The organism is Spirosoma aerophilum, assembly GCF_054782495.1.
In genome coordinates this window covers 1,354,807-1,378,280 of record NZ_BAAGSJ010000013.1, presented here as the reverse complement: position 1 = coordinate 1,378,280, position 23,474 = coordinate 1,354,807, and the positions used below count along the sequence as shown (strand labels likewise).

At 50.6% G+C, this 23,474-nt stretch carries 18 protein-coding genes; 12 read left to right on the top strand and 6 right to left on the bottom strand.

Annotation, left to right across the window (positions count from 1 at the left end; genetic code table 11):
• Positions 1–57: 57 nt before the first annotated feature.
• The gene (locus tag ACYVK4_RS17130) at positions 58–1,650 is read right to left on the bottom strand and encodes a serine hydrolase domain-containing protein (RefSeq protein ID WP_461128741.1); all 1,593 of its coding nucleotides are present in this window, start codon (positions 1,648–1,650) and stop codon (positions 58–60) included.
• 415 nt (positions 1,651–2,065) lie between these two features.
• On the opposite strand from ACYVK4_RS17130, the gene ACYVK4_RS17125 reads away from it, so the two are divergent.
• Positions 2,066–2,551, top strand: coding sequence for a YybH family protein (locus ACYVK4_RS17125; RefSeq protein WP_461128740.1), 486 nt, complete (start codon positions 2,066–2,068; stop codon positions 2,549–2,551).
• Positions 2,552–2,754: 203 nt separating this feature from the next.
• On the opposite strand, the gene ACYVK4_RS17120 is transcribed toward ACYVK4_RS17125, so the two are convergent.
• Positions 2,755–4,467, bottom strand: a complete 1,713-nt coding sequence (locus ACYVK4_RS17120; RefSeq protein WP_461128739.1) for a glutamine--tRNA ligase/YqeY domain fusion protein — start codon at positions 4,465–4,467, stop codon at positions 2,755–2,757.
• 386 nt (positions 4,468–4,853) lie between these two features.
• Between ACYVK4_RS17120 and ACYVK4_RS17115 the strand changes: the two genes are divergently transcribed.
• The 3 genes from ACYVK4_RS17115 (at position 4,854) to ACYVK4_RS17105 (ending at position 10,740) form a co-directional block, all read left to right on the top strand.
• A complete protein-coding gene (locus ACYVK4_RS17115) occupies positions 4,854–6,194 on the top strand; it encodes a TolC family protein (protein WP_461128738.1) in 1,341 nt (446 codons plus the stop codon).
• Between the two features lie 65 nt (positions 6,195–6,259).
• On the top strand, positions 6,260–7,378 hold the full coding sequence (locus ACYVK4_RS17110; protein WP_461128737.1) for an efflux RND transporter periplasmic adaptor subunit: 1,119 nt from the start codon (positions 6,260–6,262) through the stop codon (positions 7,376–7,378).
• Positions 7,379–7,497: 119 nt separating this feature from the next.
• A complete protein-coding gene (locus ACYVK4_RS17105) occupies positions 7,498–10,740 on the top strand; it encodes an efflux RND transporter permease subunit (protein WP_461128736.1) in 3,243 nt (1,080 codons plus the stop codon).
• Between the two features lie 139 nt (positions 10,741–10,879).
• Here ACYVK4_RS17105 and ACYVK4_RS17100 read toward each other — a convergent pair whose 3' ends face one another.
• Positions 10,880–11,383, bottom strand: a complete 504-nt coding sequence (locus ACYVK4_RS17100; RefSeq protein WP_461128735.1) for a heme-degrading domain-containing protein — start codon at positions 11,381–11,383, stop codon at positions 10,880–10,882.
• A gap of 198 nt (positions 11,384–11,581) precedes the next feature.
• Here ACYVK4_RS17100 and ACYVK4_RS17095 point away from each other — a divergent pair, with 198 nt between their 5' ends.
• A complete protein-coding gene (locus ACYVK4_RS17095) occupies positions 11,582–12,502 on the top strand; it encodes a pirin family protein (RefSeq protein ID WP_461128734.1) in 921 nt (306 codons plus the stop codon).
• Between the two features lie 6 nt (positions 12,503–12,508).
• Here the strand turns inward: ACYVK4_RS17095 and ACYVK4_RS17090 are convergent, their stop codons facing one another.
• Positions 12,509–13,027 carry a heme-degrading domain-containing protein gene (locus ACYVK4_RS17090; protein ID WP_461128733.1) on the bottom strand — a complete coding sequence of 173 codons (519 nt, stop codon included), beginning with the start codon at positions 13,025–13,027 and terminating at the stop codon, positions 12,509–12,511.
• Positions 13,028–13,187: 160 nt separating this feature from the next.
• Between ACYVK4_RS17090 and ACYVK4_RS17085 the strand changes: the two genes are divergently transcribed.
• From ACYVK4_RS17085 to ACYVK4_RS17075, 3 genes are read left to right on the top strand one after another with little or no spacing between them, the layout of a single operon-like run.
• Complete coding sequence (locus tag ACYVK4_RS17085) at positions 13,188–13,598, top strand: hypothetical protein (RefSeq protein WP_461128732.1); 411 nt, start codon at positions 13,188–13,190, stop codon at positions 13,596–13,598.
• Positions 13,599–13,633: 35 nt separating this feature from the next.
• Entirely contained in the window at positions 13,634–14,059 is a 426-nt protein-coding gene (locus ACYVK4_RS17080) for a hypothetical protein (RefSeq protein WP_461128731.1), read from the top strand.
• 15 nt (positions 14,060–14,074) lie between these two features.
• A complete protein-coding gene (locus ACYVK4_RS17075; protein WP_461128730.1) occupies positions 14,075–15,019 on the top strand; it encodes a winged helix-turn-helix domain-containing protein in 945 nt (314 codons plus the stop codon).
• Positions 15,020–15,107: 88 nt separating this feature from the next.
• Here the strand turns inward: ACYVK4_RS17075 and ACYVK4_RS17070 are convergent, their stop codons facing one another.
• On the bottom strand, positions 15,108–15,752 hold the full coding sequence (locus ACYVK4_RS17070) for an SDR family NAD(P)-dependent oxidoreductase (RefSeq protein WP_461128729.1): 645 nt from the start codon (positions 15,750–15,752) through the stop codon (positions 15,108–15,110).
• A 268-nt stretch (positions 15,753–16,020) separates the two neighbouring features.
• Between ACYVK4_RS17070 and ACYVK4_RS17065 the strand changes: the two genes are divergently transcribed.
• Positions 16,021–16,998: an NADPH:quinone oxidoreductase family protein gene (locus ACYVK4_RS17065; protein WP_461128728.1), complete on the top strand. Its 978-nt coding sequence runs from the start codon at positions 16,021–16,023 to the stop codon at positions 16,996–16,998.
• Positions 16,999–17,057: 59 nt separating this feature from the next.
• Here the strand turns inward: ACYVK4_RS17065 and ACYVK4_RS17060 are convergent, their stop codons facing one another.
• Positions 17,058–19,346 (bottom strand): GH92 family glycosyl hydrolase, encoded by a 2,289-nt coding sequence (locus tag ACYVK4_RS17060; RefSeq protein ID WP_461128727.1) that lies wholly within the window; start codon positions 19,344–19,346, stop codon positions 17,058–17,060.
• A gap of 400 nt (positions 19,347–19,746) precedes the next feature.
• Here ACYVK4_RS17060 and ACYVK4_RS17055 point away from each other — a divergent pair, with 400 nt between their 5' ends.
• The 3 genes from ACYVK4_RS17055 (at position 19,747) to ACYVK4_RS17045 (ending at position 23,457) form a co-directional block, all read left to right on the top strand.
• Positions 19,747–21,006 carry an efflux RND transporter periplasmic adaptor subunit gene (locus ACYVK4_RS17055; RefSeq protein WP_461128726.1) on the top strand — a complete coding sequence of 420 codons (1,260 nt, stop codon included), beginning with the start codon at positions 19,747–19,749 and terminating at the stop codon, positions 21,004–21,006.
• A 249-nt stretch (positions 21,007–21,255) separates the two neighbouring features.
• Complete coding sequence (locus ACYVK4_RS17050) at positions 21,256–22,701, top strand: TolC family protein (RefSeq protein ID WP_461128725.1); 1,446 nt, start codon at positions 21,256–21,258, stop codon at positions 22,699–22,701.
• 93 nt (positions 22,702–22,794) lie between these two features.
• Positions 22,795–23,457 (top strand): ABC transporter ATP-binding protein, encoded by a 663-nt coding sequence (locus ACYVK4_RS17045; RefSeq protein WP_461128724.1) that lies wholly within the window; start codon positions 22,795–22,797, stop codon positions 23,455–23,457.
• Positions 23,458–23,474 lie beyond the last annotated feature (17 nt).

The window sequence follows — 23,474 nt, the reverse complement described above, 5'->3', positions numbered from 1 at the left end:
TCAAAATTATGGCGTTTGACAACCCTTTCTTTTTTAATTAGATCAATACGAATAGCGTTAGGCAACAATTTTCCCTTCCAGTACTGGCCGTTTATCTTTGGTGTTGTTAATGATACTCAGACTGCTTTTAAAGGCCACATCAACGCCATCCTTGCCAAATTTGCAGGTGACTGTGTCGTAATGCGCTGTTTCGGTAAAGCGCCAGATCATCTCGAAGGTATTGGCGTCCAGCCATCCACCACTACCTGCCACTTTCCTGATGTTACCGCCCGGTACCACCGTTGGTGTAAGGGAGAGGGGGGCAACTGAAAAGGTTGTTGTGCCTTCCCGCCAGCGACCCATGCCGCACAGTACCTGGTGCTCACCCTGATCATCTTTCAGTTTAAAGATGCAGCCATCTTTGCCAAACGTAAGGGAGACATCCTTAACGTGGGATGCGTTATCGGCAACAGAAAAAGTCTTCCCGCTAATCTGACTGGCTACTGATGTACTCGTTTGAGATGTGGCGGGGGGCAGCGTCAGGGACGCAAGTTTTTGGGTTAAAGCCGCCTGCTTGATTTTTTCGGCTGGCAAGCCCGTGCCCTGAATGGCGGGTAAGATATGATCCCAAACGGCATCGAGAACAGCCTGCATATTTCCCGTTTCGGACGTTATGGCAATGACGGCGTCTTCTTTCGGTAGCACGATGCAGTACTGGCCAAAAGCGCCATCACCCCGGTAAGCATCATGGCGGCACCGCCAGAACTGGTAGCCGTAGCCCTGAATCCAGTCGTTGACGCTGGCATCGCCTTTTCCCCCTTTTGATTGGACTTCTGCCCGGGTGGCATCGGCAATCCAGCTTTCAGAGATGAGTCGTTTGCCGTTCCAGATGCCTTTTTGCAGGTATAGCTGTCCGAATTTGGCGATATCTTCAGTCCGTAGCCGAAGACCCCAGCCGCCGGTATTGATGCCATTCGGGTCCACTTCCCAATCCTCCCCTTCGATACCCAATGGGCCGAACAGGCGTGGTTTCAGGTATTCGACCACGGGTTGCCCGGTAAGTTTCTGCACAATGGCGGAAAGCATATAGGTAGCCCCGCTGTTGTAAACGAAGAATGTGCCTGGTTTATGCTCGACAGGCTGCGCTAAAAAGGCCTTAATCCAGTTTGTATTCGAGCCTTCCCGCAAAGCAGGGGTAGTATCCTTATCATGCCCCGTGGACATAGTCAACAGATCCTTCACCCGCATAGACGCCAAATTTTCGCTGATGGTTGCGGGTAGATCTTTGGGGAAGAAAGAGACAACCTTATCGTCGACCGACAACCGCTTTTCAGCTACGGCTATCCCAACCGCCGACGATGTGAAACTCTTACTCAGGGAGTAAAGCGTGTGCTTGAGCTGGGGTGCATAAGGTGCCCACCAGCCTTCGGCAACTACCTGTCCGTGTCGAAGCACCATGACACTGTGAACATTCAATTTTTTGGCTTCGATGGTGTTGACAAAATCGAGTAAGCCACTGGGGGCCACCCCTTGTGTTTCCGGCAGACTACGAGGTAGCTTACCGGTTTTGCCGGGAAACGACCATGCCGATTCCGGGAGCGAGGACGCTATGGTTAGACCAGCAGCACCGAAGCCGAGCTGCCGGAGAAAATTTCTACGGTTAAGGTTCATTTGGTTTAAGAAGATTTTTAGATAAATATATGATATTGAAAGGATATTTGATTCTTTAAGATTTGGTGAATAAATAATTACTGTGGTTGCCTGTTTTTGCAAAATACAAAGGGCCTACTATTGGTGCTACCTTCCCAACCAGTCCAGGCCATTAATTAACGTATATGCGTATCAGACTGTATGTTAAAATACAGGAGTACGAGTGCTTGCTAAATAAGAACCTGAGGTTTTTTATAATTATTAAATGAATAGATTAATCGATTTAACCTTGGTTACTGAGCACCCGTTTCGGTGATGTTTAGAGATGAGTGTACAGGTCTGGCCGCTAAATTGACGTTTAAATTGAAGTATGTGAGATCAGACTTACCCTTTAACTGGCTGACAACTGCATTCATATTTGCTCCTTCGAACTGTTGTGAAAAGATTGTTTCTTATTTTCAGTAGGGCTAGTTGCCTTATTCTTCTCCTAAGCAATTCAGTCTCTGCTCAGACTTCCGATGAAGCTTCGATACGAACGTTACGAGCCGAGTCAAATAAAGCTATACTGGCTCACGATCTGAGCGGGTTTGGCCAAACTATGTTGCCATCCATTGAGGTCACAAGGGGTAGTGGATCTCACGTATCGGGGCGTGATTCAGTGCTGGCATCGGTAGCTATTCAGTTTAAAGACCCGACTTTTCTAGGATACGTCCGGTTCACAGATAGCATTCAGGTAAGCACAATAGCCCCTCTTGCGGCAGAGCATGGCCACTGGACTGGTCGGTTCAAACGCCCGGATGGTATACAAACGATAACGGGGACGTATTTATCCATGTGGAGCAAGACCGAACAGGGCTGGAAAATTCGTTCCGAGCTCTTTGTGAGTTTGGCTTGTTCGGGCAGTGCCGCCTGTGGGAAATGATCAACCGTTCGTTTAGTAGTTAGGTAAAAGTCAAGAACGTCCAGGGCTTGTGAACGCCCAGGTGCCTGTTTGGGGGGAACTAAGGTCAGGGTCATGAGAAGACAATAAAAAGAGTGTAAGACCTTGTTCGCTCTGCCCTTTGAGATGCACTTGCGAACAAACCCTTACACTCTCTGCTAATAAATTAGCTTTTCGTCCTATCGTTACCCCTTCTTTTGTTCCTTCGCCCAGGCGTCTTTCAGCGTAACGGTCCGGTTAAAAACGGGCCGATCGGCGGTGGAATCGGAATCGAGGATGAAGTAGCCTTTTCGCATAAATTGAAAATTGGTCTGCTCACCCGAGCGAGCGGCTTCAACCAGCGCTGGCTCAACAAAGGCACGCACAATCTCCAGCGAGTTCGGGTTGAGTAACTCTTTGAAATCCCGATCATCGGCGGCAGGGTTCTCTACAGAGAAGAGCCGGTCGTACAATCGCACTTCGGCTTCAACGGCGTGAGGGACCGATACCCAGTGAATGGTGCCTTTCACGTTGATACCCGACGTATCGGAACCGCTCCGGCTTTCGGGAATGTACGAACACCGCAGCTCAATAATTTCGCCCGCGTTATCTTTTACAACTTCATCGCACTTGATAATGTAAGCACCTTTCAGGCGAACCATGCCACCGGGAAATAGTCGGAAAAATTTCTTCGGCGGATTTTCCAGAAAATCGTCCCGCTCGATGAATACCTCTCGGCTGAACGGCACGGAGCGCTCACCCGCCGATGGATCTTCGGGATTGTTTTCGATGGACATGATCTCCTCACGGCCCACCTCGTAATTGGTCAGGACGAGTTTGAGTGGTTTTTCGTCGAGTACCGCCATTACGCGGTGGGTGGTTTTATTTAACTCTTCGCGCAGGCAAAACTCCAGCAACCCAACATCAATCAGGTTATCCCGTTTAGCAATGCCAATCCGGTCGGCAAATTCGCGTAGGCTGGCGGGGGTGTAGCCGCGCCGACGAATGCCCGCAATAGTGGGCATCCGTGGATCGTCCCAACCATTCACGTGGCCTTCTTCAACCAGCCGCTTGAGTTTACGTTTGCTCATGACCGTGTAGGTCAAATTAAGCCGTGCAAACTCAATCTGGCGGGAGGGGAAAATCTCCAGTTTGTCGATAAACCACTCGTACAGCGGCCGGTGGACTTCAAACTCCAGCGTACACAGCGAATGGGTAATATGCTCAATGGCATCCGATTGCCCGTGGGCAAAATCGTACATCGGGTAGATGCACCAGGTGTCGCCCGTACGGTGGTGATGTGCATGTTTGATGCGGTAAATGATCGGGTCGCGCAACTGCATATTTGGCGACGCCATGTCTACTTTGGCACGCAGCACTTTAGCGCCATCTGGGTATTCACCGGCTTTCATGCGCCGAAACAAATCCAGGTTCTCATCCACAGAGCGGTCCCGGTAGGGGCTTAATCGGCCGGGTTCGGTTGGAGTGCCTTTTTGGGCAGCTATCTCTTCTGCCGTAGAGTCATCTACGTAGGCCAGCCCTTTCTGAACCAGGGTTTCGGCGAACTGGTATATCTGATCAAAGTAATCGGACGCGTAGAACTCATTTTCCCACTCAAAACCGAGCCAGCGTACATCGTTCTTAATGGAATCGACATATTCCGTGTCTTCAGTAACGGGGTTGGTATCGTCGAAGCGGAGGTTCGTCTGCCCGCCATATTTATCGGCTAACCCAAAATTCAGGCAAATGGATTTGGCGTGGCCAATATGCAGATAGCCATTTGGCTCGGGGGGAAATCGAGTATGAATACGACCTCCATTTTTTCCGGAAGCCAGGTCCTCTTCAACAATTTGCTCAATAAAATTTAACGAACTACCGCCATGGCTGGGTTCGTCAGCGTCTTTGGTTACTTCAGTCATGTCGCTTAATCGCTACTGGTAAAGCCCCGAAATTACGGCCTTTGACTGGGTTTGGCAAACATGACAGCGAGTTGTTCCGAAATGAGCCTATGGGGGAGTAATTCCGGGGAAGATGCTAAACCAATTGCTGAAATGGTTGAGTGTTCAGGTAAACTAACGGAATGTTGATTCGCTGACTTTTGCAATATTCGCAGAACTAACTGAACATCAGTTACATCAAGCTAGTTAATTGTTGAAAGGGTTATTAAGAAATTTACTTAAGTAGTCAAAAATCCTTAATTAATTTATTATCGATAGCGAACAAAAGGGTATTTAGAAACAGTTGTGGGATAGTACACGCTGTTGACTATCTGTTGCAGGTGTGTATCATTGCCACTCATTATTTTATGAAGAATTGTTGGTTTATCCTCTTGATTGGGGCTTTCAGTGCCTTTACGGGAACGGTTTTTGCGCAAAAAACGACCGATTCGTTAGCCAGACAGGCCTACCTTCCCGATTGTATACAATACGCCCTGGGGCATCAGCCCGTTATTCGACAGTCAGTCATTGACCAGGAAATCGCGGAGCGAACGGTTCAAAGCTCACTGGCAGCCTGGTATCCGCAAATAGCAGCCGGGTACAATGTGCTGCACTACCTCAAATTACCCGTAACGCTCATTCCGGATGCCACTACCGGCGAGCGCCGACCGGTTGCCCTGGGTGCTCAGAACACATCGACGGCGTCGTTTTCGTTGTCGCAAAGTATTTTTAGCCGTGACCTGCTCCTGGCAAGCCGAACGGCGGATACCTACCGGGCTCAGGCTGCTCAGACTACGGTTCGCAACAAAATTGACGTCGTTGTCAATGTCAGTAAAGCGTTTTATGACGTCATTTTGACCCAGCGGCAGGTGGAGATTTTGAGTGAAGACATTGCCCGTCTGCAGCGTAGTTTGCAGGATGCCACGAATCAGTACCAGGGTGGTATCGTAGACCGAACGGACCCCCAGCGTGCCCGAATTGCCCTAAACAACTCACGCGCCCAGCAAAAACAGTATCGGGATCTGGTGGGGGCGAAAGTGCAGACCCTTAAGCAGCTCATGGGGTACCCGCCCAACATGAATTTGAATTTAACGTACGATACGCTTCAGCTGGCCAACGAAGTTATAATGGATACAACCTTGCTGGCCAACCCACAAAGCCGCATCGAGTACCAGCTTCTGCAATCGCAGGGGCGCTTGCTGGAGGCAAACGTGCGGTATAACCGATGGGCCTATCTGCCAACGGTAAATGCCAACGCAAACTATAACCTGCTCTATCAGAATAACGCATTTGGTCAACTCTACAACCAGACATTCCCCAACTCATTGATCGGCCTGTCCCTCTCCTTACCCATATTTCAGGGAGGGCGACGAATTCAGCAGACGAAAATCGCCGAGTTGCAAGTGCAGCGATTAAACTGGGACTTAGCCGCTCTGACTAGCGCTGTCGATGCCGAATATGCCCAGGCGTTGGCTAATTATAAAGGTAATCTGGCAAACTATCTTGCCCTGCGTGAGAATCAGCTACTGGCAGAGGATGTCTACCGAATTATTAATCTTCAATATCGTTCGGGTATAAAAACCTACCTCGATGTGACCATTGCTGAAGCCGACCTTCGAACGGCCCGGCTAAATGTATTTAACGCTTTGTATCAGGTGTTGATCAGTAAGTTAGATGTTCAACAGGCCTTGGGAGCTATTCAATTCTAATTTTTTCGGTTGTGTCGGGAATCCGGAAAGATGATGACCAGGCATAACATATGTGTTCAGAAACTATGAAACAATATATAAATCTGTCAATTATAAGTTCTGTCATTGCCCTTTCGCTCTCCGCTTGCGGTGGTAAGAAGGATGAACAGCAACAGGCCCCGCCACCGCCTACCGCCGTTTCGGCCATAAAGGCGGAAAAAGGCAATGCCACCTATTATGACGAGTTTCCCGCCACGGTAACGGCTTTGGTTGAAGTGGAAATTCAGCCACAGGTAGCGGGCAACATTACCGGGATATTCTTTCAGGATGGCCAGCAGGTACGAAAAGGTCAGAAGCTTTACTCGATTGATCCGCAGCAATACCGGGCGGGTTACGATCAGGCGGTAGCAAACCTCAACGTCCAGAAAGCTAACCTGAACCGAGCGCAGAAAGATGCCGACCGGTACAATACGCTGGCGCAGCAGGACGCCGTCGCCAAGCAACTGGTCGATAATGCCAATGCATCTCTGGAAGCGACCCGAATGCAGGTGGAGGCCGCGCAGGCATCCATTCGTCAGGTGGCTACAAATCTGAAGTATACCACCATTTATGCCCCATTGGATGGCACGATCGGTATTTCGCAGGTGCGTCTGGGAGCCGCGGTGGCACCGGGTTCAACGCCCCTGAATACCATCTCGTCGGATAATCCGATTTCGGCTGATCTACAGGTCGACGCGTCTGAAATTCCGCGCTTCGTTCGATTGCAGAGTCAAAAAAACGCTGCCCGCGACTCAACCCTGTTGTTAGTCTTACCAAATGGGTCGATCTATAAGTATCCGGGTTCCGTTCGTATCGTCGACCGGGCCGTCGATCCGCAAACGGGAACACTGCGCGTTCGCGTTGCTTTCCCTAATCCGGATAAGGAGTTAAAAGTGGGTATAAACGCGAATGTACGGGTGAAGAACAGTACTGGGCAGCCTCAGTTGCTGATTCCTTATCAGGCCGTAACGGAGCAGATGAGCGAATACTTTGTGTTTGTAGTGGGTGATAGCAGTAAGGTAACGCAGAAAAAAGTGACGTTAGGGGCTCGTATTAACGATAAGGTAATCGTGAAAGATGGCTTGAAAGAGGGCGAAGTGGTGGTGACGGAAGGAACCCAAAAAATTAGGGAAGGCGCAAAAGTGAAGGTTAGCAATGGTCAGTAATAGGAGCCAGAAGCGGAGGCTGTACCTACGGGTTTTAACCCGTACATGTCCATAACATGACTTACGGGTTATAACCCGTAGGCACAGCTTCTGCTTCTAACTCCTCACTCCTAAAAAATATGTTCGCAGAAATTTTTATAAATCGACCCGTTACAGCGATCGTCTCATCAATTGTGATCGTGATGCTGGGTGTGCTGGCGCTGCTGAGTTTACCTGTCAGCCAGTATCCTGATATTACACCCCCTGTGGTTCAGGTTACGGGTACCTATACGGGTGCGGATGCCCAGACGGTGGAGCAAACGGTAGCGACTCCCATCGAAACACAGGTGAATGGGACACCCGGAATGGACTATGTCCAGACCAACGCGACCAATGACGGCCGCATGAGCATGAACGTGACCTTTAAGGTTGGGACCGACGTAAACATTGCGGCTCTGGACGTGCAGAACCGGGTGGGTATCGCCCAGCCACAGTTGCCACAGGAGGTTACCCGGCTTGGCGTTGTGGTTCGGAAACGAAACCCGTCGCTGTTTATGCTCGTGGCTATGTACTCGCCGAAGGGTACGCACAATGTTTCCTTCCTGGATAACTATACGAACATATACATCCGGGATGCGCTTTTGCGGGTGCCGGGGGTCGGTGATATTTTCAGTCGGGCTGATGACTTCAGTATGCGGATCTGGCTCAAGCCGGATCGGCTGGCGCAGCTGGGCCTGACGCCGGACGATGTTGTCGGGGCTTTGCAGGAACAGAACTTACAGGTAGCCGGTGGTTCAGTAGGGGCGTCCCCCCAGCCCGCGTCGCAGGCATTTGAATATTCGGTCTTTACCAATAGCCGACTCAGTAAAGAAGATGACTTTCGGAAGATCATCGTTCGGAGCGACCCCGCCAAAGGATCGCTGGTTCGTCTGAGCGATGTTGCCCGGGTGCAACTGGGTAAATTCTCGTATGCCAGTAACTCTTTCGTCGATGGCAAACGGGCGTCGTACCTGCTGGTCTATCAGTTGCCCGGCAGTAACGCACTCGAGACAGCGAAAGGGGTTTATGCTGCCATGGATCGGTTGAAACAGACGTTTCCGAAAGATATTGAGTACGTAGTGCCGTTTGAGTCGGTCTCCGTTATTCAGGTGTCAATTTCTGAAGTGGTCGAAACGCTTGCCGAAGCGCTGGTGCTGGTAATTCTGGTCGTGTTCCTGTTCCTGCAAAGCTGGCGGGCCACCTTGATTACCCTGCTGGCCATTCCGGTGTCCATTGTCGGAACGTTTGCCCTGTTTGTGCCTTTGGGCTTTACGATCAATACGCTTACCCTCTTTGCCTTCGTATTGGCGATCGGTATTGTTGTCGATGATGCCATTGTGGTGGTGGAAGCTGTCCAGGTAAATATCGATAAGGGAATGACGCCAAAGGATGCGACGAAGGAAGCCATGCGCGAAATATCGGCACCGGTCATTGCCATCGCTCTGATTCTGGCAGCCGTGTTCGTTCCGGTAGGTTTTATTCCCGGTATCGTTGGGCGACTGTATCAGCAGTTTGCCATTACCATCGCCGTTTCGGTGTTGATCTCCGCTTTTGTCGCGTTGTCGCTGACTCCCGCCCTGTGTACGTTGCTGCTGAAGCCCATGCACATCGACGAGAATGCCAAGGGTCTGAACAAGTTCTTCTACAAGTTTAACCAATGGTTTGAGCGGGTCACAAATGCCTACTCAAACGGGGTGCAGCGACTCATTAAAGCCACTCCGCTGGTTATTGTGGGTCTTGTCGTGTTGTATATCGGAACGGGTTTACTCTTCCGGGCCAAACCAACGGGTTTTATTCCGACGGAAGATGAAGGCCGGTTAATCATCACTTACGAAATTCCCGAAGCCGCTTCAACGACGCGTAGCCTTGAGGTGCTGAACCGGATCATGACGATTCTGAAAAAGCAGCCTTATGTCAACCACTTTGCGGCTTTGGGTGGTCTGAACGCCATTACGTTTGCTTCCAAGTCGAATAGTGGTACGGTATTTATGCAGTTGAAGCCCTGGGATGAGCGAAAGGAACGCAACATGCAGGCCGATTCGCTGGTGGTCAAACTACAGAAGGAATTATCGGTTCTTAATGACGCCCGCCCGCAGGTGCTGCAACCACCCGCTATTCCGGGTCTGGGGCAGTCCTCCGGGTTTACCTTCGAAATTCAGCAGCGGGAATCCAACGACGATGTGCGGGCGTTTGATAACGTGGTGCAGAACTTCCTGGCAGAAGCCAATAAGCGTCCCGAAATATCCCGCGCCTTCACCTACTTTACGGCCAAATCACCCGCATACCGGGTCGATGTTGACCGGGATAAATGCAAGAAGCTGGGTATTCCGGTCAGCTCGGTATATACCACCATGCAAACGTTGTTGGGTAGCCAATACGTCAACGACTTCATTATTTACGGACGGAAGTTCCGGGTCGTAGCGCAGGCTGATACCATGTATCGGGCCGATATTAAGGCGCTCAATAATTATTTCGTTCGAAATAGTGGCGGTCAACTCGTGCCGATCAGTACCGTTATCAAGACGAGTGTGATTGAAAATGCCCCGTTAATTTCCCACTTCAACCTGTTCAGGTCGGTCGAGGTAAATGGTGGGGCCAAGCCGGGCTACAGCACCAGTCAGGCCAACGATGCCCTTCGGGAAGTTGCGGCTAAAGTACTGCCTGCTGGTTACGCTTATGATTTTGGCGGCCTGAGCCGTGAAGAGATTAACGCCGGTAGTAGTTCGATCTACATTTTCATGCTGTCGATTGGCTTCGTCTTCCTGTTTCTGGCCGCCTTGTACGAAAGCTGGTCAGTGCCGTTCTCTGTGTTGCTCTCCGTGCCGATTGGGGCGTTGGGTGCCATTACAGCCCTGATTATTTTCCCATATCTGACCAATAACGTCTATGCGCAGATTGGTCTGATTACGCTCATCGGTCTGGCCGCTAAAAACGCCATTCTGATCGTGGAATTTGCTAAAGAGCGCGTGGATAAAGGGGAAGACTTACTCGAATCGACCATCGAAGCTGTTCGCTTACGTCTGCGGCCTATTCTGATGACATCGCTGGCATTTATTCTGGGTGTGTTTCCCCTGGCCTTGGCGAGTGGAGCGGGTGGCGTTGCCCGGGCTACCATTGGCCGGACCGTATTGGGTGGTATGCTGGCGGCTACCTCGCTCGCCATTTTCGTCGTGCCGGTTCTGTATGTGGGTATTACCCGACTGGCCTACGGTAAAAAAGGATTAGCCGCTTTGAAAGAAAAGGGTGAAAAGGCGAAACGGGATGAGAGTCCAGATGGGAAGGCTGAGTTAAAACCGCAGCCGGTTGCATCCAACGGACACGCCGGCGATAAAGTCCGCCAGTAATGCCCAATCATTATTCTGTCAATGAAACAGGCCATTCCTTAAGGAATGGCCTGTTTCATTAATAATCCAGGGAAATAGACCTATTTGGGAAGTAGTCGACATTTTTGTCAATTCTCGAATGAACGACTCGACAAATCCACTAGTTGACAATGTCCAGCGCCAACTCGCTTACAGGCTGGTTAAGCCAGTTGGCCAAAACTTCAACAATCACGTTATGATCTTCGCGCTGGGGTAGGCCGGAAATGGTGATGGTGCCAACAAACGTACCCATCAGCCGAATGGGGAAACTACCACCATGCGTGGCGTAATCGCGCGGGTTAAGTCCGGCCTTTTCCTGCAGGGAGGTCTGTCTCTGTTTCAGATCAAGCCCGATGGCGTAAGAACTGCGGTGAAAATGAAGAACGGCGTTTCGCTTCCGTCGTACCCAGTCAATATTGTCGGGCGTGGTGCCGGGCATGGCATAGAAAAAGAGGGGATGCCCTGCCAACTGAATATCGATGGCCACCGCTTTGCCCCGTGCTTCAACGGCTTCCTTAAGCCTTACGCCCAGTTGCCACCCAGTGTCGGCAGTGAACGTTTCAAATTGTAATTGCTTTTCCTGGAGCGCAATCCGTGTTAAATCCTGATCGATTGTAGAATCCATAAAGAGTGAATGGTAAATCCAGTTTTGAATGCCAAACGAAAACAGTGCTGCCGTTGCTGATTCTTTTTGGGTGTGTTAGTTTTACAAACAGCGTGTCGGCTTTGGGTAACGGGTGAATTGCCAGGCGCGCATAACAGAAAGCCAAAACCGTTCTTAACTTACGCAATAGCCGGGAGCACCTCCCCAAATCGACCAACTATGTTAGATCAGGTGATTACAGCACGGTCCGCATCGATCGGTAATGGTTTTGATGTTAAACGAATACTGCCTTATCGGCTGCGACGCATGCTCGGTCCGTTCATTTTTATGGATCATGCCGGACCGGTCAGCAAAACACCCGCCGAACTGGTGCAGATGGATGTATTGCCTCATCCGCACATCGGCCTGTCGACGGTGAGCTACCTTTTCGATGGGCAGGTGACCCATCGGGATAGTCTTGGGGTGCAGCAGGTCATTCGGCCTGGTGAGGTAAACTGGATGACGGCTGGCCGGGGCATCGCTCATTCCGAACGGTTCGAAGACCCGGCTTTGCTGGCGGCAACTGCCTTCGAGATGGTCCAGACGTGGGTGGCCCTGCCCGAAGCTGTTGAAGACAAAGCCCCCACCTTTACCAACTATCAACCCGACGCATTACCTATTTTTACGGATACCGGCGTCTGGATGCGGCTGATTGCCGGGGATGCGTATGGCCTCAAAAACGGTGTGGCCATCGATTCACCGCTTTTCTATGCCCATGTTGTTCTGCAACCCGGCGCCCGTTTCGGTCCGCCTACGGGCTTCACCGAACGAGGGGCGTATGTGGCGAAGGGTAGTGTGGAAGTCAACGGGCATACTTATGGCGTGGGGCAACTGCTGGTGTTCAGTAAAGGCATAGATCCGATCGTGATCGCCAAAGAACCCAGCACACTGATGCTGCTGGGGGGTGAGCCGCTGGGTGAGCGCTTTATCTGGTGGAACTTCGTTTCATCGAGCCGGGAGCGTATCGAGCAGGCAAAAGCTGACTGGCAGGCGGGGCGTATTCCGCTGCCACCCAACGACAACACTGAGTTTGTGCCGATACCGCCCGATGATAAATCCCGCCCGGCCAGTTCCAGTCCGCAGCCTCAGGCATTATCCTGAAGCTGACTAATCATCTATATCGTCGGCCGGTGGCAGGGCTAAATCGCCAATTGGCAAACCGAGCCAGTTCGCCAGCACCTCGACAAGGATGCCGTGGTCTTCGCGCATCGGTACGCCCGAGATGGTGATGGCGCCAATACAGGCTGACCCACGAAGGCGGATCGGGAAACCACCGCCCGCAGCGGCATTGTCCCGTAAGGAATGACCCGCCTGATCGGTGAGGGTGGTCTGTTTTTTCTTTAACGTCAGCCGCACGGCGTACGAACTTTGGTGAAAGCGTTCGACGACATTGCGTTTACGACGAATCCAATCGATGTTGTCGGGTGTAGTGCCGGGCATGGCGTAGAAAAACAGAGGATGGCCGAACAGCTGAATGTCGATGGCTACTGCTTTCCCCCGCGCTTCGACAGCTTCTTTCAGACGCATACCCAACTGCCAGGCCGTATCGGCATTAAAGGTGTCGAACTGTAACTGCTCTTCCTGTAGCGCTAACAGCGTTAAGTCGGTATCAATTGATGAATTCATACGACAAACATAAGTAAAAGCTGAGATTGGCGGGTCAACGAGCTATTGTATCGCCCCAATACAACACTTTTACATTTCCTTTACATTGTTTTACAGGCGTTTGACAGATGCCGCAGTTCTCGCTCTTTACATTTGCTTCATCACTTAACAAGCCAATGTCATGAAGAAATCAATGAAGTTAGGGCTGGTTGGACTGGGTTGCTGCCTGTCAACGATGAGTCTGGCGCAGGAGAAATTTTCCAATTGTTCAGCCGCTTTTGTGAGTAGCAAACTATTGGTTGACCACTATACCCCAACCGGGCAATGTCGGCTATCGGCTAATGCCAAAGGAAATTTAAGCGTTTCGACCGTTGCCCTTACGCCCACGCAAACGAAAGCCCTGAACAGGATTGACTTTAAACTGGCCATCTGCGATAAGGAAACCAAAACCGTGCACCTGTTTTCGGACAAGACATACCGGCAGATTCCGGTTCAGCGGGTATTGAGCCACTGCAAAAAAGGGGATCAGATTTTGCTGCTCACCACCAATAGTCGGTATGCACTACCCCATAATACGATTCTGGTACAGTAAGTTTCTGCCCAACAAACGTTTAAGTGAAAAGACTCATGATCTACAAAAGCTTTATTCTGATTTGCCTGTTACTGGCGGCTGCCCCTTCCGGTAATACGAAGAACAAACCAAACGTGTCTGACTATGCCGTGACAATGAACGGTCATCCGATACAGTACGATGCGTTGCCGATGTATAGTCGGGGTGTTTTGGCTTTCGTTGCCGGTGACCCGCAGTCAACCAGGCATAAGCCTATGCTGTTTCGGGCATCGCTCCGCCGGTCCGGGGCAGCTATACAGCAATGGCCTGATAAGGGGGCGAAGGGTATTTATTCTGTTCAACTCGATGAAATCTGGCCGTCCGTTCAATTAGGCGATGAACTGGTCATAGAGCCGGTTTATGGCCCGAATGACGTGTATAAGCCGGGCAAACGAGTCTTTAAGCTCGGGATTATTAATTTGTTTACCTGGAATAAATGTTAGTAACTGTTGGCTGCTATGGAAGTAAAAAGGGGCTTCGTTACGGGATTGCGTGTACTGATCGTCAGCTGTTGTCTGCTGTTGACGGGGCTGCTGTTCGTTCGTTTTGTTGGGAGAAATACGCGTTCAGAAAGCCCGTACGCTTCCGGTAAAGTCAACCTGGCCCTCCGCCGAACGGCGCATCATCTGTTACGGGCAGCTGGTGATTCGACATCCAAAATTCCGGCTGTTCAGCAAATAAATTCAAACACATACCAGATTCAACTCGGGCCTACTTTCGATTATGATCAGTTGCCTGGCCTGCTGCAAGCGTCATTGAAGTTGCATAACATTACAAGCGACTACGACGTAGCCGTGCTGGACTGTGAGCGGGGTGAATTTCAGCTTGGTTATTCCTTTAGCGACCTGCTGAATGGCAACTCCATCCCTTGTGTGGGGCGTGCCATCAGCGCGGGCTGCTATGTGTTGCAGGTTGCCTTTAATGCTTCTCCTCCCGCTGATCAACGGGTACCCATTTGGCCTATTATAACCTTAAGTGGGATGCTGGTGGGTTTGCTCGTGGTTAGCTGGAGCCAAAAAGAGGGTTCAGTAGAGGTTAATTCGAGCGCTCCCTTGCCAACCGTTAATCCATCGCTTTTGTACTTCGGCCGGTCTTCGCTCGATGTGGCCAACCTGATGCTTGTGGCTAATAAGGACCAGCACAAACTAACGTATCGCGAAGCCAAGCTGTTAAATCTGTTGGTGAGCCATCCCAATCAGGTACTCGAACGCGACCAGATCCTGAAGTTGGTCTGGGAGGACGAAGGTATTATCGTTGGCCGAAGCGTCGATGTGTTCATTTCACGCTTACGAAAACTGTTGCAGCCTGACACGACCGTAAAGATTGCGGCTGTTCACGGGGTTGGTTATCGGCTGGAAATAGAAGTCAATTCAATAGGAGCGATCGGTTCAGAAAAGAGGTAAATGGTTGACTGAGTTTTGATATGTCAATAGCTGCGTAACTGCTGAATGGACTAGTCAACCATTTACCTATTAATAACCGCACCAGCCCTTAATACACTACTTCAACCGGATTTCGCTGTTGATATAGCGTCCAGAATTTCTCGGCGAGGATAGCAGGCGAGTGGGTCGGGCTATCCGGCGAAATAGCTCCGCTTATGGTAACCGTGCCTACAAACACACCCATCGACGATAAGGCACTATTCAATTGATAAGTCAGGTTTTTTATGCCGGCCTTGCCCAGCGAGATGGAGCCCATGTCGGGACTAGGGTAGTTGGCCGTGCCTCCACCCGTCATCAAAACGGCACCTTTTGCTTCTTTTAGTTTTGGCAGCAGATGCTTAACCGACACCAACGCATTGCCAACACTCGTTCGGAAGCCAGTGGTCAGTTCATCGAGTGTTTCGTCCAGAATGAATTTGTACCGGTAGTCTACGGCATTGTATTGCAGTACATCAACTCCGCCCAGCTGTTCAGTCAGCGAGTCGAGGGCCGCAATGAGTTGAGCCTCGCTGGAAACATCAGCGACGGCGAATACGGATTCAATACCACTTTGTTGAAGCTTGTGTTGATAGGATTCGAGCTTCTCGCGGGTGCGGCTTATCATTCCCACCCGAAAGCCTTCCCGGCCAAATCGTTCGGCAATGCCGTAACTGAGTCCCGGCCCCATGCCAATAATGAGTATACTTCGTTGCATCTGGTCTTGAATTAATGTTCGAGTTAACCCCCGAATATAAGGTAAAACATCGTTCCTTAATTCGTCAACAAATAGCCATTAAGCGGTTCCTGGTTCAAACGGGTGTCTGTCTGCTTAATTTTCTTAAATAACCAAATTTCTGGTTTTTGAGCGTGTATTCACTAGTGGTTGTATTGCCTGAAACTATATAGGCATCGGGCAGGCAGATTAGCCTCATGAAGAACGATTCGTTCATCCTTAAACTCCCAATAATCGCGTTATTTACCCAATGAAAGCTATTCTCTGCCGTACCTTTGGTTTACCCGATACCTTAACGCTGGAAGAAGTTCCTTCACCCACACCCGGCCCCGGTGAAGTGCTGACGCAGGTGAAAGCCTGCAGCCTGAACTTTCCTGATACATTGACCATCCGGAACATGTACCAGTTTAAACCGCCCCTGCCATTTTCGCCGGGGAGTGAATCGTCGGGAATCGTAAAGGCCGTGGGCGAGGGTGTCACCCACGTTAAACCCGGCGATCCGGTATTTACTTTCGGCTCCCACGGCGGGCTGGCCGAGGAGCGGATCTCGGATGCGCGGGCCACCGTATTACTTCCAGAAGGCATGGATTTCATAACGGGTGCATCAACGATGTATGCCTACGGTACTTCGTATCATGCGCTGAAAGATCGCGGGCAGCTCAAACCCGGCGAAACATTGCTGGTGCTAGGGGCTGCCGGGGGTGTTGGCCTGGCTGCTGTCGAGTTGGGGAAGTTAATGGGTGCTACCATTATTGCTGCAGCCTCTACTGATAAAAAAATGGCCGTTTGTCAGGCGAAAGGCGCTACGCATTTAATTAACTACACCACCGAGAACATCCGGGAGCGTATCAACGACATTACCGATGGCAAGGGCGTGGACGTGGTGTATGACCCTGTTGGCGACAAGTGGGCAGAACCCGCGATTCGATCACTGGCCTGGAAAGGGCGGTATCTGGTTGTAGGTTTTGCCGGTGGCGAAATACCAAAAATCCCACTAAACCTTGCGCTCTTGAAAGGCAGTTCACTGGTTGGCGTGTTCTGGGGAGCGTTCACGCAAAAAGAAGCGGAACTCAGCATCAAAAACATGCAGGAAATCGCCCAATGGGCTATGGAACGAAAAATAGCCCCCCACGTCGAAAATCTGTATTCGCTGGCTGAAGCCCCGCAGGCCTTGTCGGATATGATGTCGCGCAAAGTAATCGGGAAGTCGGTGGTGGTCATTTCGTGACGACCACCCCCAACCCCCTCCTTTTTCGAGGAGGGGGCTAAAAATAAGGAAGCAGCCCCTTACTTCTTTACCGGCCTGGAGCCCATGTAAAACGTCAATTTGCCGCCTTTTATAATATCTGAATGGGTGATGGTTGGTTCTGTTAGCTGTCTGCCATTTAACAGCACCTTCTGCACATACACATTTTTGTCGCCCTGATTGATGGCTTCAACCGTGAATGTCTGGCCGTTTTCCAGATTCAGTCGCGCGCTTTTTACGGATGGGCTGCCCAGTGAATATACTTCAGAACCCGGAGCCACCGGATAAAAACCCATAGACGAAAACATGTACCAGGCGCTCATCTGGCCGCAATCGTCATTGCCACCCAGGCCGTCGGGCGTCGACTTATACTGCATGTTCAGGATCATTCGAATGCGCTCCTGCGTTTTCCAGGGCTGACCGGCCCAGTTGTACAAATACGCAATGTGGTGTGCGGGTTCGTTGCCGTGAATATAGCCGCCTATGATGCCCTCGCGAGTAATGTCTTCTGTTTCGGCAAAAAACTCATCGGGCAGGTGCATCGAGAACAGACTATCCAGCCGGGTGCTAAACTTTTTAGGGCCGCCCATTGTCTCCATCAGCGATTTGGGGTCCTGAGGAACGAAGAAGCTGAAGTTCCAGGAATTGCCTTCAATAAAACCCTGACCGTCTGTCTTATAAACATCGAACTCCTTTTTGAATGAACCGTCGGCCAATCTAGGGCGCATAAAGCCGATTGCTTTATCATACACGTTCTTCCAGTTTTCGGACCGTTTCAGATAGGTATTATACACATCCTGCCGGTTCAGTTTCTTCGCCAATTGGGCTATGCACCAGTCGTCATACGCATATTCAAGTGTGTTCGATACTGACGTTCCGTTTGCGGTAGACGGGATGTAGCCCCGGTCGATGTAGTCGCCGATTCCCTCATAACTTCGGTGGTTGGAAGTAGCTATACAAGCATCAAGAGCTTTGTTAGCATCCCCTTTGTACACGCCTTTGATCACCGCATCAGCCACGACCGATACGCTATGGTACCCACTCATACACCAGTTCTCGTTCGCGTAATGCGACCAGACGGGTAACATTTTCAAGGTACTCTGGTCGTAATGGTTCATCATGGATTGAACCATGTCGTTATTCCGGCCCGGCTGAATGAGGTTGAAGAACGGATGCAATGCCCGGTAGGTGTCCCAGAGCGAAAAGGTCGTGTAATTGGTAAAGCCGTTGGCGGTGTGCACACCCTGATCGAGCCCTTTGTACTGGCCGTTGGCATCCATGTACATGGTCGGATTGATGAACGTGTGGTAGAGCGAGGTATAGAAATTCACTTTATCCGTTTCCGACGCGTCGATCTGAATCTTGTTGAGTTCCCGATTCCAGTCAGCTTGTGCTTTGGCTTTGGTCTGCTCGAAGTTCCAGTGGGGAATTTCGGTTTGCATGTTCGCCAGCGCATTCTCCTGACTTACCGGCGAAAGGGCCATTTTTAGTTTCACTTTCTCTCCCGCTTCAGTATCGAAGTCGAAGTACATCCGAATCCGCTTGCCCGCGATCTCCGGGAAATTCTTTGTTTGGTCGAACTTGCGCCAGAAACCTTTGTAGACCTGCGGCTTATCCAGGTTCTTCTGGCCGTAAGATTTAAAAGGTTTGGAAAAAGACAGCGCGAAGTAGACCGTTCGGGTGCGGGCCCAGCCGTTTGTTTGCCGGTAACCCGTGATCAGCGTGTCGTTCACAACGCGCACATACGTCCAGACCACCTTATCTTCGTAATTATAAATGCCGTGCGTCAAATCCAGAATAACATGCGATTGGTCGGACTTGGGGAAGGTGTACTGATGAAAACCAACCCGGCTGGAAGCGGTCAATTCAGCGGTGATGGCATGGTCATCAAGTTTAACTTTATAATAACCCGCTTCGGCCACTTCATTGGCATGGGAAAATGCGGATCGGTAACCGGTTTTTGGATCGGAGGCTACACCCGGATTAAGCTGTAAAGTTCCCTGCGTGGGCATGATCAGGAAGTCGCCCAGGTCGGAGTGGCCGGTGCCGCTGAAATGCGTATGGCTAAAGCCGACGATCGTTTTGTCTTCGTACTTATACCCCGCGCAGTAGTTGTAGACCTTGCCATTGTACTTGCCATTGAGTTCATAGGAAAGGGTGTCGGAATCAGGACTCAGCTGTACCGAGCCAAAAGGAACGGTAGCGCCCGGAAAGGTATGCCCCATTTTTTCGGTGCCAATGAGCGGGTGTACGAACCGGACGAAGTTCTGTTGTGCGAAGGATAGGAGAGCGAGGAACTGGAGAAGGAAAACTAAACTAATTTTCATCATTGTTTGCCGTATAGAAACACGGAGAATAAGAAGATGCACAGCGTTTTGAGGATTTTCTGGAAAACGGACTCAGTCTGTAAAGCTAAGGGCTAAAAACTACAAAAACATGAGCTAAGGCGCTAATAACGCTTAGTATTGGCCTATTCTTGAACAAGCTAACAAAGGTAGATAACCACAGAGGCACAGAGAGCACAGAGTTTTACTACTAGACTCCTCTGTGCTCTCTGTGCCTCTGTGGTTATCTACCTTTTTTTTATACTTAATGGTTGTGCGAAATCACAACCAACTGTGCGAAAACGCACAACTTTCCATTAGTTAGCTTTTAGTATTATGTTGATTATCAAACAAATAGCTACTGGCACGCTGTTTGGCTGTTTATCTGTGAGAAACTACACAGAAAATGGATAAGGAACTTGCCCCGGAAATTGCCAATCGTGGCCAAAAGCGAAATCTGATCGTTGGGATTACGGTCGTCGCTGCGCTGGTATTGCTGATTGCCTGGACGCGAAACGCACTTAAGACGTCTGTCGATGCCAACAAAATCAGGACGGCAACGGCGGAGATTGGGTCAGTCGAAAATTCACTTAACGCCACTGGCGAAGTTATTCCGGCTTACGAACAGATTTATACCAGCCCCATTCGGGCCAGCATCCGTCGGGTGCTTCTCACGCCCGGTACAGCAGTAAAGCCCGGCCAGCCTATTTTGGACCTCGACAAGTCGCTCACCGAAATTGAACTTGAAAAATTAAACGACCAACTGGCGCTAAAACGGAATAGCATCGACCAGTTACGGATGAAGCTGAACAAAAGCCTGTACGATGCTGAAATAAACGACCAGATAAAACTGCTAAATATCAATCGGCTCCGGGCTGATCTGGAAGGTGCCAGACGATTACAAAAAGTAGGAGGGAGCACCGGCGAAGATGTAACCCGCGCCGAAAATGCCTTGCGGGTGGCCGAACTGGAGAAGAAACAACTGGAAAACGACCTCAGCTACAACCGGCAGTCAATGAGCGCCAGCCTCCGCGAAACGACTTTACAAGCCCAGATCGAAGAGAAAAACCTGAAAGAGCTGACCCATAAACTCAAACAGGCCGACATCATTGCCGACCGTCCCGGTGTGCTGACCTGGGTGAATGAAAACATCGGTTCGTCGGTGAACGAGGGAGAAATGCTGGCCAAACTGGCTGACCTGGCCAGTTTCCGGGTGGAGGGGTCTTGTTCGGATGTGTACGCGGACCAGGTGAAGGTGGGCTTGCCGGTTACCATCAAAATGAACGAAACCAGTTTGCGGGGGCTGATTACCCAAGTGAAGCCTGCCGTAAAAAACGGCATCATCCAGTTTGTTATACAACTGGACAACAGCCACCACGCGTCCCTGCGCCCGAATATGAAAGTGGAGGTGTTCGTCATTACGGACCGGGTGGATAAAGCAGTGCGGGTCGCCAACGGCCCGGCGTTCAAAGGCAAACGAAAGCAATATGTGTTCGTCCTGCAAAAGGGGAGTCAGGTTGCGCTTCGCCGGGAGGTGGCTTTAGGTCTTTCGAACTTCGATTTTGTGGAGATAAAGTCGGGGCTGCAGGCAGGTGAGCAGGTCATCCTGACGGATCTGAGCGAGTATGAGAATCTGGAAGAAATCACTGTTGACCCCAAACGTTAAATCCAGATGGTTAAGACTTGTATGAATGATAGAAGCATGTCTCTAAACTCTAGGTCAATGCTTTTACAGACTCAGCTGTTGGACTTTTTTGAAAAAGGGAAGCTTTTGCCCCCCCCCAACCTCCTCCTAAAACAGGAGAGGGCTCTAAAAAGGCAACCCTACTGCGTAGCTCCCTCCTGTTTTAGGAGGGGGTTAGGGGTGGTCAAAAGCTCGCTTTGGGAACGACTCTACCTTTATCAAATTGTCAGTATGTTGTTGATTGTTGGTCAGTTAAAGGCCCAACCTACCCAATTGACAACGTTGACCGATGTTATTCAACTGGCGCAGGCCCAATCGGTAGCGGCCAAACGGGCGAACACACAACAGCGAACAAACATATGGGCGTACCGGTCTTACCTGGCGCAGTTCAAGCCGCAATTGAGTCTGGATGGGAGTTTACCCAATTTTACGCGGTCGTACATTCAAGTGACCCAGCCTGACGGGAACATCCGCTTTGAGCCGGTTTCGTACAACAACTCGATTCTGAATCTGTCGCTGAGCCAAACGATTGCCCCAACAGGAGGGACCATTTTCGTTCAGAAGCAAATCCAGCGATTTGATAATTTCATCCAGAATAACACGCTCTATAATGGTATACCGTTTGGCATCGGGTTGGCCCAACCGCTATTTCAGTTCAATCCCATGCGGTGGGAAAAGAAGATTCAGCCCCTGTTGTTTGCAGAGGGAAACCAGCAATTGATTGAATCGCTCGAACAGGTGTCGCTGTCGGCTACGACGTTATATTTCGACCTGCTGGTGGCGCAGGTCAATCTGCAAATTGCCGAAACGAACCGGGCAAATAACGACACCCTTTATCGAATCGCCCTGCATAAACTCGATCTGGGTAAAATATCACAAAACGACCTGCTGCAATTGCAACTCAGTGTGCTGAACGCCGAAAAAGACCTGGCGTCGGCACGGCAAACGGCGGCAGTGGCATCGCTGAGATTGAAAACATTTGTCGGCTATCGAAATGAGAGTTCGGGGCAGTTGGCTCCGCTCGAACTGGCGATTCCAAATCAGATTCCAGCCTTTACCGTCGATGTGAAGCGGGCTATTGACGAAGCGGTTGCCAATCGGGCGGGGGCCATTGGTTTCCGGCGGAGGCTGCTGGAAGCGGAACGCGATCTGGAGAAAGCCCGCAAAAACAATGGCCTGAACGCTACGCTGACGGCTGGGTATGGCTTGTCCAATCAAGGGCCGAACTTCGGCGACATCTACGTTCGACCCCAAAATCGCGAATATCTAGCGCTTCAGTTCACCCTCCCGATCATGACCTGGGGCCGGACACAGGCGATTGTCGAAACGGCAAAAGCCAACCGCGAACTGGCCCAGCAAACGGTAGAGCAGGATAAGCTCACGTTTGAACAGGAGATTTTTACCCAGGTAACGCTCTTACAAATGCTTCGCCAGCAGGTGACGCTCACGGCCAAAGCTGATGAAATCGGCCAGAGCCGGTACCAGATTGCGCAGGACCGTTTCAAGTTGAGCGACCTCAGCGTAACCGATCTGGGTATTGCGACCCAGGAAAAAGACCGCGCCCGTCGCGATGCCATTTTGGCCCTGCGTGATTACTGGCAGGCTTATTACACGCTTCGTTTGCTGACTTTATATGATTTTGAATCGAACCAGAAACTTGGAGTGAAGAGGGAATAATGAATAGTTAAGAATAGCTATCAAGTGGCTACTAACTGTTTCTCTTCCTTTTATTCCTCATTGATCACTTTTCATTCTTCACTATAACAACTTATGATATCGCTCCAGAACATCGAAAAAGTTTACCGTACCAGCACCATCGAAACGCTGGCATTGAACAACATCAACCTCGACATCAAAAAAGGCGAATTCGTCTCGATCATGGGACCGTCGGGCTGTGGCAAGAGTACCCTGCTCAACGTGATGGGCCTGCTCGATGAACCTTCAAGTGGAACCGTGCAACTCGACGGCCAGCCGGTCATGAAATATACCGACAAGGAACTCGCCAAACTTCGAAACCAGAAGATCGGCTTTATCTTCCAGAGCTTTCACCTCATCAACGACCTGACGGTGCTCGATAACGTCGAAATTCCGTTGCTGTATCGGGCCACGAACGGGAAACCCCGGCAGGAGTACGCTAAAGAAGCTCTCGCCAAAGTGGGACTGAGTAACCGCATGAAGCACTTCCCGAAGCAGTTGTCGGGGGGGCAGAAGCAACGTGTGGCCATTGCCCGGGCCATTGTCGGGAATCCCGATATTATTCTGGCCGATGAGCCCACCGGCAACCTCGACAGTGCCATGGGCAACGAGATCATGACCATCCTTCAGGACCTCAACAAAGAGGGCGCCACCATCGTCATGGTCACCCACGACGAGCAAATGGCCAAACGCACCCATAGACTCATTCGCCTTTTCGACGGGACACAGGTACTTTAAAAAGTGAAAGAGCGAAA

Bases quoted from the DNA above. Each gene is read 5' to 3' on its own strand.
- ACYVK4_RS17130 (WP_461128741.1), bottom strand. From the start codon at position 1,650: ATGAACCTTAACCGTAGAAATTTTCTCCGGCAGCTCGGCTTCGGTGCT.
- ACYVK4_RS17120 (WP_461128739.1), bottom strand. From the start codon at position 4,467: ATGACTGAAGTAACCAAAGACGCTGACGAACCCAGCCATGGCGGTAGT.
- ACYVK4_RS17115 (WP_461128738.1), top strand. From the start codon at position 4,854: ATGAAGAATTGTTGGTTTATCCTCTTGATTGGGGCTTTCAGTGCCTTT.
- ACYVK4_RS17110 (WP_461128737.1), top strand. From the start codon at position 6,260: ATGAAACAATATATAAATCTGTCAATTATAAGTTCTGTCATTGCCCTT.
- ACYVK4_RS17105 (WP_461128736.1), top strand. From the start codon at position 7,498: ATGTTCGCAGAAATTTTTATAAATCGACCCGTTACAGCGATCGTCTCA.
- ACYVK4_RS17100 (WP_461128735.1), bottom strand. From the start codon at position 11,383: ATGGATTCTACAATCGATCAGGATTTAACACGGATTGCGCTCCAGGAA.
- ACYVK4_RS17095 (WP_461128734.1), top strand. From the start codon at position 11,582: ATGTTAGATCAGGTGATTACAGCACGGTCCGCATCGATCGGTAATGGT.
- ACYVK4_RS17090 (WP_461128733.1), bottom strand. From the start codon at position 13,027: ATGAATTCATCAATTGATACCGACTTAACGCTGTTAGCGCTACAGGAA.
- ACYVK4_RS17085 (WP_461128732.1), top strand. From the start codon at position 13,188: ATGAAGAAATCAATGAAGTTAGGGCTGGTTGGACTGGGTTGCTGCCTG.
- ACYVK4_RS17080 (WP_461128731.1), top strand. From the start codon at position 13,634: ATGATCTACAAAAGCTTTATTCTGATTTGCCTGTTACTGGCGGCTGCC.
- ACYVK4_RS17075 (WP_461128730.1), top strand. From the start codon at position 14,075: ATGGAAGTAAAAAGGGGCTTCGTTACGGGATTGCGTGTACTGATCGTC.
- ACYVK4_RS17070 (WP_461128729.1), bottom strand. From the start codon at position 15,752: ATGCAACGAAGTATACTCATTATTGGCATGGGGCCGGGACTCAGTTAC.
- ACYVK4_RS17065 (WP_461128728.1), top strand. From the start codon at position 16,021: ATGAAAGCTATTCTCTGCCGTACCTTTGGTTTACCCGATACCTTAACG.
- ACYVK4_RS17060 (WP_461128727.1), bottom strand. From the start codon at position 19,346: ATGATGAAAATTAGTTTAGTTTTCCTTCTCCAGTTCCTCGCTCTCCTA.
- ACYVK4_RS17055 (WP_461128726.1), top strand. From the start codon at position 19,747: ATGGATAAGGAACTTGCCCCGGAAATTGCCAATCGTGGCCAAAAGCGA.
- ACYVK4_RS17050 (WP_461128725.1), top strand. From the start codon at position 21,256: ATGTTGTTGATTGTTGGTCAGTTAAAGGCCCAACCTACCCAATTGACA.
- ACYVK4_RS17045 (WP_461128724.1), top strand. From the start codon at position 22,795: ATGATATCGCTCCAGAACATCGAAAAAGTTTACCGTACCAGCACCATC.